The following is a 10,462-nucleotide window of genomic DNA, read 5'->3' as shown; positions in this document are numbered from 1 at the left end:
TGGACCATTCCTACAGGTCCATTGCTCGCTACCGCAATTCGAGGGACACACAGACCCTGTGGGAGCGGTGCTTGCCCGCGATAAACGATAACGCGGTATGTCGTCTAACTGCGTCTCATGCATCGCGGGCAAGCACCGCTCCCACAGAGATCGCATTCCAACCTGAATGTTTGTGTCGACCGGACCTGTCCTGCAGGAGAGCAGCACTGGAAATTGTCTGACCATCACCCGCGATCCTTCGACGACGGCAAGGTGAAGCCTGAGACCGAGCGGCGCATCGCGCTGGCCATCTTCGCCAGGTTGCCCATGCTGCGCGCCGTGGCGGCGGTGCCTGAGGTGGTTTGCGAGGTGGTTTGCTGAATAACCGTCATGGTCTGGGAAATCTGTAGCCCCAGCTCTGACTGCTGCTGGGCCGCGTTGGTGATGCTCTGGATCAGCGCGGCGAGGATTTTCGAAACGCCTTCGATCTCTTCCAGCGCCACCCCGGCATCCTGTGCCAGGCGCGCACCACGCACCACTTCGGTGGTGGTCTGCTCCATGGAGATCACCGCCTCGTTGGTGTCGTTCTGAATCGCCCGCACCAGCGTCTCAATCTGCTTGGTCGCCGATGACGAACGCTCAGCCAGACGCTGCACTTCGTCAGCCACTACCGCAAAACCGCGTCCGGCGTCACCGGCCATCGAGGCCTGAATCGCTGCGTTCAAGGCGAGGATGTTGGTCTGGTCGGCAATGTCGTCAATCAGGCTGACAATATCGCCAATTTCCTGAGAAGACTCCCCCAGCCGCTTGATCCGCTTGGAGGTGTCCTGGATCTGCTCGCGAATGTTGTCCATACCATTGATGGTGTTGTGCACCACCTCATTGCCTTTGTTGGCAATTGCCACCGACCGCTCGGCAACCGACCAGGATTCATGGGCGTTGGCGGAGACCAGATCGATGGACCCGGTCATGCGGTTGATTGCATTGGAAGCCGCCGTAATCTGCAACGCCTGGTGCTCAGACGCAGCCGCCAACTGCGTGGCGGTGCCCTGGGTGTCCTTGACCGCGCCGAACACCTGCTCAGCGGTCAGGTTGATAGTCGCCACCAGCTCGCGCAACTGGTCGATGGAATAGTTGATGGAGTCAGCGATTGCCCCGGTGAAATCCTCCGTCACCGACGCGGCCACGGTCAGGTCGCCGTCTGCCAGGTTTTCGATTTCATCGAGCAGCCGCATGATCGCGTTCTGGTTGCGCTCGCTTTTCTCGGCGGTCTCGCGAAGCTGGCGGTTGGTTTCACGCACCATGACCAGGCCAATCAGGATGATCGACATCAAGGCTAACAAACCCAGCACGTAACCGCCGATGGTGTTCGATGAGCGCGCACTGGCCAGATGCTCCAGCCGGTTGGCGAGCACAGAGGTTTCGTCGAGCAGGGTTTGTGACGTGTTGAAAATGTTGCCTGCAGACTCGCGCACCTCGAACAGCTCAGGCGAAGTCTCGAGAATCTCATCCACCGAACCGGAAACGAACTGGAACAACTCGGCGATCTCGGCCAAACGCGCTCGGGCGGCCGGGTCGTCAACCTGAGCGATGCGCATGGTCACGTTGCCGTCGAGCATGCCGCTGAGCACTTGCCCGAACTGACTGGCGTCGCGGCCGAAAGCGTCGGCGGCCTGAACCGCGGTGTCATCCCCTGCCAGCACTTTGTTGACCGATCCAAGAATCCGCTCAGCCAACAGGGACTGGCGCTGGGCAACCGCCACCTGACTGGCAGGCGCGCGGTTTTGCAGCAGGATATCGACGACTTTTTCGTACTCGACCTGCAATTGCGGAATGGTTTCGGCCAGGGTCGCGGCCACTTGATGCAACGACAGCACGGTCTGCTCGTTGGCCAGAATCACGTCAGTGTTTCTGCGCAAGGCTTCCCAGTCGGCCTGCACCGTCTGCAACTCTTCGCGGACGTCCTCTGGTGCGGGTGGCAAACCGGTTTTTTTGTCGCCCTTGCGCAGGTAACCCCAGCGCATGTCAAAGTCATTGCGGGCGTCGGCGAGCAATTTGAAGGCCTGCGGTTTACCCGCAGCAGCCTCGGAGGCGTTCTTGGCAATGCGCTGGGACAACACGCGCAGCTCGCCTGCATGACCGATGTACTGCTTGTCGTAATTCGATTGCGTGTTGAGGTAAGCAAAATTGACGAACAGCAACACGATGAAAATGATCAGCGCGACGAACAGCACGACGATTTGCGAGCGGCTGCGTAGGCCTTCCAATGATCTGCCTGTTTTACTCATGTCCCACCTGGACCGAATGCGATGTTCATCGCGCAAGCAAAAAAGGCCAGCGTTGCTGGCCTGCCCAATACGTTTACAGCGCTACGTCCATGAAGCCCGGTGACTGCGCAAGCGCCCATGGACTGAACACCAGCCAGGCCTGATCGCGCAGAAACTGCCCTCGAATGAACGGTGTGATGTCGTCATCCATGTCAGCCGCCTGCCGGGGCATCAGGCTGATCTGACTGAAATGCTGCAAGCCAAGCACCTCATCAACCAGTAAACCGGCGAACACATCATGGTGTTCCACGACCAGTACCCGCCGCTCTTTACGCAGAGGTGACAGCTCATGACCGAAAAAGCTGCACAGATCCATGATGGGTAACAGCTTGCCACGCAGATTGGCCACGCCTCGCACCCAGGGTTTTACGCCGGGGAGCACCGCGTAGCGTGGCTCGTGAAGGATTTCACTGACTTCCCCCATGGGCGCCACGTAGCAACGCTCGCCCATGCGAAAGCCGATACCGCTCCAGTCCTGCTGGCGGGTTTCCTGAAACGGCAGGCCCGCCGCCAGTGTTCGACAGCGTTGGTCGATGTCGAACAGCAGCTGGAAAGCGGTTTGAGACTCAGCCATGACGAACCGGCGTCAGCCGGCGAGTACCGCGTTCAGGGTTTTCATCAGGGTCTCTTCGTCCACCGGCTTGGTCAGGTAATCACGCGCGCCCTGGCGTTTGCCCCAGACCTTGTCGGTTTCCTGATCCTTGGTGGTGATGATGATGACCGGGATCATGCTGGTGTCCGCATCCTTGGTCAGCTGGCGGGTGGCCTGAAAACCGTTGAGGCCGGGCATGACGATGTCCATCAGCACGGCGTCGGGTTTTTCCTGACGCGCCAGGGCAACGCCGTCGGCACCGTTTTCGGCCTTGAGGACTTCATGACCGTGCTTTTCGAGCATGCCGGTCAATTTGTACATTTCAGTCGGCGAATCATCGACGATCAGAATTCGAGCCATGGTGTTCCCCATAAGGATGAATGCCCGCTGCCCTTATGGGCAGCAGGCGTCATGAAACTTGTTGTTCCACTGCAACGAACCCCGGCACATGGGCCTTGATCGCGCTGAGCAGCTCTTCCTTGCTAAACGGTTTGGTCAAAAACTGATCGGAGCCGACGATTCGTCCCTTGGCCTTGTCGAACAGGCCATCCTTGGACGAGAGCATGATCACCGGCGTTGATTTGAACGCCCGGTTGTTTTTGATCAACGCGCAGGTCTGATAGCCATCCAGACGCGGCATCATGATGTCGACGAATATGATTCGCGGATGATTGTCGGCGATCTTGGCCAGCGCATCGAACCCGTCAATTGCCGTAATGACCTCACAACCGACATTTCTCAGCAGCGTTTCGGCGGTGCGACGAATCGTCTTCGAATCATCGATGACCATGACTTTCAGTGCTGATGAATGCTGTTCCATATCTGCTCTTCCATCGCCGCGGCGTGATTATGCGTGTTCAGCCCGGCACGGGAGCCTGATGTACTGCCAGCTCCTGATTTACAGGGGCTGAAGGCCAAATGCCAAATTCAGGCGCCGAGCCTTTTTAGCACACTCTCCAGACTCAATCCATAAAGCCGGCCGCCACGTGCTTGCCTCTTGACCCGGAGCAAGCGGAGCGCCACCCTGACGCCTATTTCAAGGCCGACGCGGCCGTTATCGATCAGAGGATATTTGCCCATGAGCGTTCGCCTAGGGATTGTCATGGACCCGATTGAGCGCATCTCCTATAAAAAGGACAGCTCACTGGCCATGCTGCTTGCCGCTCAGGAACGCGGCTGGTCGCTGTTTTACATGGAGCAGCAGGACCTGTATCAGAACGCTGGCCAGGCCCGCGCTCGCATGAAACCGCTGAAAGTCTTTGCCGATCCGGCCAAATGGTTCGAATTCGGCACGGAAGTGGACAGCGGTCTGGATGATCTGGACGTGATCCTGATGCGCAAGGATCCGCCGTTCGACATGGAATTCGTCTACGCCACTTACTTGCTGGAACAAGCCGAGCGCGCTGGCGTATTGATCGTCAACAAGCCGCAGAGCCTGCGCGACTGTAACGAAAAGCTGTTCGCGACCCAGTTCCCGCACCTGACGCCGCCGACGCTGGTCAGCCGTCGTGCCGACATCCTGCGTGAGTTTGCCGCAGAGCACGGCGATGTGATCCTCAAGCCGCTGGACGGCATGGGCGGCGCGTCGATCTTCCGCCATCGTGTGGGCGACCCGAACCTGTCGGTGATTCTCGAAACTCTGACGGCACATGGCACCCAGCAAATCATGGCGCAGGGTTATCTGCCTGCCATCAAGGACGGCGACAAACGCATCCTGATGGTCGACGGCGAACCTGTCCCGTATTGCCTGGCACGTATCCCGGCGGCCGGGGAAACCCGTGGCAACCTGGCAGCAGGTGGTCGTGGCGAAGCGCGTCCGCTGACGGACAAGGATCGCTATATTGCAGAGCAGATTGGTCCGACCTTGCGCGAAAAAGGCCTGATCTTCGTCGGCCTGGACGTGATCGGTGAGCATCTGACCGAAATCAACGTCACCAGCCCGACCTGCATCCGCGAGATCGATAATGCATTCGGCACTAACATTGGCGGGATGCTGATGGATGTGATCGAGAAGAAGCTGCAGGCCGAATAGCCCTGCTGGAATTCATTCCCCCTTGTGGGAGCGGTGCTTGCCCGCGATAAGGCTGGGCGCGATTTACTTTAGATCGCGGTGTTCTTATCGCGGGCAAGCACCGCTCCCACAGGAGATCGCATTTCAATCTGGGCTATCATGCGCAGCCTATGATTTTGAAATACCCCAAGAGACGCTAACCCGCTGATGACTGCTGTCGATCTCCCATACGAACTTACCCAATCAGGCGTGCGCCCGGCTGATCGTCTGGGCTTTACCCTGTTGATTGCGGCGTTGATTCACGTGGCGATCATCCTTGGCGTGGGCTTCACCTACGTCAAACCGGAACAGATCAGCCAGACGCTGGAAATCACCCTCGCCACCTTCAAAAGTGACACCAAGCCCAAACAGGCCGACTTTCTGGCTCAAGACAATCAGGAAGGCAGCGGCACCCTGGACAAGGCGGAAATTCCCAAGACCACCGAGCTTGCGCCGTTTCAGGACACCAAGATCAATAAAGTGACCCCGCCTGCGGCTGCCAAACCCGTGCAAAAGCAGGAGTCGACGAAAACCGTGGTCGCCACCAAGGCTAAAACCCCGGAGAAAACGGTCGCCAAGCGTGAAGAGGTCAAGCCTGATCCCACGCCCAAGGCCGCGCCAGAATTCGACAGCTCGCAACTGAGCAGCGAAATCGCCAGCCTTGAAGCCGAACTCTCCAACGAGCAACAGCTGTACGCCAAGCGGCCAAAGATCCATCGCCTGAATGCCGCGTCGACCATGCGCGACAAAGGTGCCTGGTACAAAGACGACTGGCGCAAGAAAGTCGAGCGCGTCGGCAACCTGAATTACCCGGAAGAAGCCCGCCGCAAGCAGATCTACGGCAATTTGCGTCTGATGGTCTCGATCAATCGCGACGGTTCGTTGTACGAAATACTGGTGCTGGAGTCTTCCGGGCAGCCGTTGCTGGATCAGGCTGCGCAGCGAATCGTACGTCTTGCGGCGCCATTTGCGCCGTTCACCGGCGATCTGGCTGACATCGACCGGCTCGAAATCATCCGCACCTGGAAATTCGCTCGGGGCGACAAGCTTTCCAGTAACTGACGGCTCCTTCACAAACCTGCGGACCTGTCAGAACTGCCAGTTGTCAGGCCCGCCGCGCAGCGCCACACTAGAGCTCATGAAAAACGTATCTGCGAGTTATCTCAAGCATCAATTCCTGATCGCCATGCCACACATGGTGGACCCGAACTTTGCGCAGACGCTGACTTACATCGTCGAGCACAACGCCAACGGAGCCATGGGGCTGGTCATCAACCGACCGCAAAGCCTGACGCTGGCGGATGTCCTTGAGCAATTGCGCCCCGAGCTCCCCGCTCCCGTGCGCTGTCAGGAAATAGTGATTCATACGGGCGGCCCGGTTCAGACCGATCGCGGTTTCGTGCTGCACCCTCGAGGGCAGGTCTTTCAGGCGACCGTCGAACTCGGCGACCTGGCGCTTTCCACGTCTCAGGATGTGCTGTTTTCCATCGCAGACGGCTACGGCCCTGATCAAAATGTGATCACCCTCGGTTACGCCGGATGGGATGCGGGCCAACTGGAAGCTGAAATGGCTGCCAACGCCTGGCTGACCTGCCCGTTCGACCCGGCCATTCTCTTTGACGTCGACAGTGACCAGCGTCGGGATGCCGCCGCCGCGCGCCTGGGCGTTAACCTGAACCTGCTCACCAGCCAGGCAGGCCACGCCTGATGCCCGCACTGCGCTTGCTACTGGGCTTCGATTACGGCACCAAACAGATCGGCGTTGCGGTGGGCCAAGTGATTACCGGCCAGGCTCGCGACCTGTGCACCCTCAAGGCCCAGCAAGGCGTGCCGGACTGGAGCCAGATCGAAGCGCTGATCCGCGAATGGAAACCCGACGCCATTATCGTCGGCCTGCCGCTGAACATGGACGGCACGCCCAGCGACATGAGCGTCAAGGCGGAGAAGTTTTCCCGGCGGATCAACGGCCGCTTCAACATCCCGGTTTATACCCATGACGAACGCCTGACGACTTTCGAAGCCAAGGGCGAGCGCATGAGCCGCGGCGGTCAGCGCGGTAGCAGTTACAAAGACAACCCGGTCGATGCCATCGCCGCCATGCTCCTGTTACAGGGCTGGATGGACGCAAACGCCGAGCTGTTCAGTGCCTGACACATTTAGCCTGTACAAGGCTTGGCGTTAACAATCTGAATTTTCGTTTCCGCCTGAGCCAGGCCTTGTCCCGGCTTGGGTACTTTCAGGAGCAACTTCATGAACCTGCCGAACCCCGACGAACTGATTCGTCAGATGGCCACTGACCTGAACGCGCACCTCAACAAGCGCGGCGTCAGCGAACCTCGCTTCATCGGCATTCGCACTGGCGGCGTATGGGTCGCGCAGGAATTGCTCAAGACTCTGGGGCGCGATGAACCGCTGGGCACGCTGGACGTTTCTTTCTACCGGGACGATTTCAGCCAGAACGGCCTGCACCCGCAAGTGCGCCCTTCTGACCTGCCCTTCGAAATCGAAGGTCAGCATCTGGTGCTGATTGATGACGTCCTGATGAGTGGCCGGACGATTCGTGCCGCCCTCAACGAACTGTTCGACTACGGCCGCCCGGCCAGCGTGACGCTGGTGTGCCTGCTGGACCTGGACGCTGGCGAGCTGCCGATCAGCCCTGACGTGGTCGGCGCGACGTTGACGCTGGCCGCCAATGAGCGGGTAAAGCTGAGCGGTCCTGCGCCGCTGGCCCTCGAAATCCAAGACCTGTCCACCGCCTCCGCCCTTTAACCGCCTTGAAAGAGTCCTTTGCGATGACGCCCCTCGACGCCAAGCGCCCGCTGCAGCTCAACCATCAAGGTCAGCTGCGCCATTTCCTGTCCCTCGACGGCTTGCCTCGCGAGCTGCTCACTGAAATTCTCGATACCGCTGACTCCTTTCTGGAAGTCGGCGCCCGGGCGGTGAAAAAAGTCCCGCTGCTGCGCGGCAAGACCGTGTGCAACGTGTTCTTCGAGAACTCCACGCGCACCCGCACCACCTTCGAACTGGCGGCACAGCGGCTGTCGGCGGACGTGATCACCCTCAACGTGTCCACGTCCTCGACCAGCAAGGGCGAGACACTGTTCGACACCCTGCGCAACCTTGAAGCCATGGCTGCCGACATGTTCGTCGTGCGGCATGGTGACTCGGGCGCGGCGCACTTCATTGCCGAGCATGTGTGCCCGGAAGTGGCGATCATTAACGGCGGCGACGGCCGTCACGCGCACCCGACCCAAGGCATGCTCGACATGCTGACGATTCGTCGGCACAAAGGCGGCTTCGAAAATCTGTCTGTGGCCATCGTCGGCGACATCCTGCACTCGCGGGTGGCACGCTCGAACATGATCGCCCTTAAAGCATTGGGCTGCCCGGACATCCGCGTGATCGGGCCGAAAACCTTGCTGCCGGTTGGCGTCGAGCAATACGGCGTGAAGGTTTACACCGACTTGAACGAAGGCCTGAAAGATGTCGACGTGGTGATCATGCTGCGCCTGCAACGCGAACGCATGCAGGGCGGCCTGCTGCCGAGCGAGGGCGAGTTCTACCGCCTGTTCGGCCTGACCACCGCACGTTTGGCGGGCGCGAAGCCGGACTGCATCGTCATGCACCCCGGCCCGATCAACCGCGGCGTTGAAATTGAATCGGCAGTGGCCGACGGCGCGCATTCGGTGATCCTCAATCAAGTGACCTACGGCATCGCCGTGCGCATGGCCGTGTTGTCCATGGCCATGAGCGGACAGACCGCGCAACGACAATTCGAACAGGAGAACGCCCAGTGAAGCTCAGCATCCTCGGCGCTCGCGTCATCGACCCCAAAAGTGGTCTGGACCAAATTACCGACCTGCACCTGGAAGCCTGCAAGGTGCTCGCAATCGGCGATGCGCCAGCGGGTTTCGAACCGGTACAAACCATCGACGCCACTGGCCTGATTGCCGCGCCCGGCCTGGTTGACCTCAACGTAGCCCTGCGCGAACCCGGTTACAGCCGCAAAGGCACGATCGCCAGCGAAACCCGAGCCGCCGCAGCCGGTGGCGTAACCAGCCTGTGCTGCCCGCCGCGCACCAAACCGATTCTGGACACTTCGGCCGTCGCCGAGCTGATCCTGGATCGCGCTCGCGAAGCCGGGCACAGCAAGGTGTTCCCGATTGGCGCTCTCAGCAAGGGCCTGGAAGGCGAACAACTGGCTGAACTGGTCGCTTTGCGCGATGTGGGCTGCGTGGCCTTCGGCAACGGTCTGGAGAGCTTTCGCAACACCCGCACCCTGTGCCGGGCGCTGGAATACGCGGCAACGTTCGACCTGACGGTGATTTTCAATTCTCAGGACCGTGATCTGGCCGAAGGTGGCCTGGCTCATGAAGGTCCGACCGCCAGCTTCCTTGGCCTGGCTGGCATTCCAGAAACCGCTGAAACCGTGGCATTGGCCCGCGACCTGCTGCTGGTTGAGCAAAGCGGCGTACGCGCGCACTTCAGCCAACTGACCAGTGCTCGCGGCGCAGCACTGATCGCTCAGGCGCAGGCCCGGGGCTTGAAGGTCACGGCTGACGTGGCGCTGTATCAGTTGATTCTGACCGACGAAGCGCTGATCGACTTCTCCAGCCTGTATCACGTGCAACCGCCACTGCGCACCCGCGCGGACCGTGACGGCCTGCGTGAAGCGGTCAAATCCGGCGTGATCAGCGCGATCTCCAGCCATCACCAACCGCACGAACGCGATGCCAAGCTGGCACCCTTCGGCGCGACCGAGCCGGGCATCAGCAGCGTCGAATTGCTGCTGCCATTGGCAATGACACTGGTTGAAGATGGCTTGCTGGACGTGCCAACCCTGATCGCCCGTTTGAGCAGCGGCCCGGCGGAAGCATTGCGCTTGCCTGCAGGACAGCTGAGCGCCGGTTCGCCCGCTGACATCGTGCTGTTTGATCCAGCCGCCTCGACCGTTGCCGGTGAGACGTGGCTATCCAAAGGCGAAAACTGCCCGTTCCTCGGCCACTGCCTGCCGAGCGCCGTGCGTTACACCCTGGTGGATGGGCGGATTACGCATACCGGTTGAGGCTAGCTCCTACCCGTGACCGCAAACCTCTGGGTAGGAGCGAACTTGTTCGCGAGGCGGCGTGTCAGGCGCATCACTTCACGAACCGCTGTGGGAGCCGGGCTTGCCGCGATAACGTTTGGGCACACTGGCGGATGGGCAAATCACCTATACGGTAGGAGCGAACTTGTTCGCGAGGCGGTGTGTCAGGCGCATCGCTTCGCGAACATCTGTGGGAGCCGGGCTTGCCGCAATAAGGTTCGGGCACACTGGCGGATTGGCGGACTACCCAGGCGGTAGGAGCGAACTTGTTCGCGAGGCGGCGTGTCAGGCGCATCACTTCGCGAACCTCTGTGGGAGCCGGGCTTGCCCGCGATAAGGTTCAGGCACACTGGCGGATGGGCGGACTACCCAGGCGGTAGGAGCGAACTTGTTCGCGAGGGGGGATTTAATGCGCATAGCATAGCCAA

The 10,462-nt window shown here is 60.1% G+C and carries 11 protein-coding genes; 7 read left to right on the top strand and 4 right to left on the bottom strand.

Translation table 11 applies throughout. The features are described from left to right. Nucleotides 1-224 precede the first annotated feature (224 nt). The 4 genes from H8S59_RS23745 to pilG form a co-directional block, all read right to left on the bottom strand. Entirely contained in the window at nt 225-2,267 is a 2,043-nt protein-coding gene (locus H8S59_RS23745) for a methyl-accepting chemotaxis protein (protein WP_187523006.1), read from the bottom strand. Between the two features lie 73 nt (nt 2,268-2,340). Further along, the gene (locus tag H8S59_RS23740; RefSeq protein WP_095092799.1) at nt 2,341-2,880 is read right to left on the bottom strand and encodes a chemotaxis protein CheW; all 540 of its coding nucleotides are present in this window, start codon (nt 2,878-2,880) and stop codon (nt 2,341-2,343) included. 12 nt (nt 2,881-2,892) lie between these two features. Beyond that, complete coding sequence (gene pilH / locus H8S59_RS23735; RefSeq protein WP_027898389.1) at nt 2,893-3,258, bottom strand: twitching motility response regulator PilH; 366 nt, start codon at nt 3,256-3,258, stop codon at nt 2,893-2,895. Between the two features lie 49 nt (nt 3,259-3,307). Continuing rightward, nucleotides 3,308-3,718 (bottom strand): twitching motility response regulator PilG, encoded by a 411-nt coding sequence (pilG, locus tag H8S59_RS23730; protein WP_027898388.1) that lies wholly within the window; start codon nt 3,716-3,718, stop codon nt 3,308-3,310. 258 nt (nt 3,719-3,976) lie between these two features. Here pilG and gshB point away from each other — a divergent pair, with 258 nt between their 5' ends. The 7 genes from gshB to H8S59_RS23695 all read left to right on the top strand — a co-directional run bounded on the left by gshB (nt 3,977) and on the right by H8S59_RS23695 (nt 10,013). Then, nucleotides 3,977-4,930 (top strand): glutathione synthase, encoded by a 954-nt coding sequence (gene gshB / locus H8S59_RS23725; RefSeq protein ID WP_095092801.1) that lies wholly within the window; start codon nt 3,977-3,979, stop codon nt 4,928-4,930. Nucleotides 4,931-5,116: 186 nt separating this feature from the next. Further along, nucleotides 5,117-6,010, top strand: coding sequence for an energy transducer TonB (locus H8S59_RS23720; RefSeq protein ID WP_095092802.1), 894 nt, complete (start codon nt 5,117-5,119; stop codon nt 6,008-6,010). A 76-nt stretch (nt 6,011-6,086) separates the two neighbouring features. Then, nucleotides 6,087-6,656: a YqgE/AlgH family protein gene (locus tag H8S59_RS23715; protein ID WP_095092804.1), complete on the top strand. Its 570-nt coding sequence runs from the start codon at nt 6,087-6,089 to the stop codon at nt 6,654-6,656. Then, nucleotides 6,656-7,099 (top strand): Holliday junction resolvase RuvX, encoded by a 444-nt coding sequence (gene ruvX, locus H8S59_RS23710; RefSeq protein ID WP_095092806.1) that lies wholly within the window; start codon nt 6,656-6,658, stop codon nt 7,097-7,099. The genes H8S59_RS23715 and ruvX overlap by 1 nt, the downstream gene beginning before the upstream one ends. Before the next feature lie 99 nt (nt 7,100-7,198). Continuing rightward, on the top strand, nt 7,199-7,717 hold the full coding sequence (gene pyrR, locus H8S59_RS23705; protein WP_187523005.1) for a bifunctional pyr operon transcriptional regulator/uracil phosphoribosyltransferase PyrR: 519 nt from the start codon (nt 7,199-7,201) through the stop codon (nt 7,715-7,717). Between the two features lie 23 nt (nt 7,718-7,740). Further along, complete coding sequence (locus H8S59_RS23700) at nt 7,741-8,745, top strand: aspartate carbamoyltransferase catalytic subunit (RefSeq protein ID WP_027898382.1); 1,005 nt, start codon at nt 7,741-7,743, stop codon at nt 8,743-8,745. Next, complete coding sequence (locus H8S59_RS23695; protein ID WP_187523004.1) at nt 8,742-10,013, top strand: dihydroorotase; 1,272 nt, start codon at nt 8,742-8,744, stop codon at nt 10,011-10,013. Before H8S59_RS23700 ends, H8S59_RS23695 begins: the two co-directional genes overlap by 4 nt. The last annotated feature ends 449 nt before the right edge of the window (nt 10,014-10,462 follow it).

This window comes from Pseudomonas folii, assembly GCF_014357575.1.
Lineage (GTDB): Bacteria > Pseudomonadota > Gammaproteobacteria > Pseudomonadales > Pseudomonadaceae > Aquipseudomonas > Aquipseudomonas folii.
The sequence above is the reverse complement of the archived record's forward strand: the minus strand, read 5'-3'. Positions and strand labels throughout refer to the sequence as shown.

Bases quoted from the DNA above. Each gene is read 5' to 3' on its own strand.
- H8S59_RS23745 (WP_187523006.1), bottom strand. From the start codon at position 2,267: ATGAGTAAAACAGGCAGATCATTGGAAGGCCTACGCAGCCGCTCGCAA.
- H8S59_RS23740 (WP_095092799.1), bottom strand. From the start codon at position 2,880: ATGGCTGAGTCTCAAACCGCTTTCCAGCTGCTGTTCGACATCGACCAA.
- pilH (WP_027898389.1), bottom strand. From the start codon at position 3,258: ATGGCTCGAATTCTGATCGTCGATGATTCGCCGACTGAAATGTACAAA.
- pilG (WP_027898388.1), bottom strand. From the start codon at position 3,718: ATGGAACAGCATTCATCAGCACTGAAAGTCATGGTCATCGATGATTCG.
- gshB (WP_095092801.1), top strand. From the start codon at position 3,977: ATGAGCGTTCGCCTAGGGATTGTCATGGACCCGATTGAGCGCATCTCC.
- H8S59_RS23720 (WP_095092802.1), top strand. From the start codon at position 5,117: ATGACTGCTGTCGATCTCCCATACGAACTTACCCAATCAGGCGTGCGC.
- H8S59_RS23715 (WP_095092804.1), top strand. From the start codon at position 6,087: ATGAAAAACGTATCTGCGAGTTATCTCAAGCATCAATTCCTGATCGCC.
- ruvX (WP_095092806.1), top strand. From the start codon at position 6,656: ATGCCCGCACTGCGCTTGCTACTGGGCTTCGATTACGGCACCAAACAG.
- pyrR (WP_187523005.1), top strand. From the start codon at position 7,199: ATGAACCTGCCGAACCCCGACGAACTGATTCGTCAGATGGCCACTGAC.
- H8S59_RS23700 (WP_027898382.1), top strand. From the start codon at position 7,741: ATGACGCCCCTCGACGCCAAGCGCCCGCTGCAGCTCAACCATCAAGGT.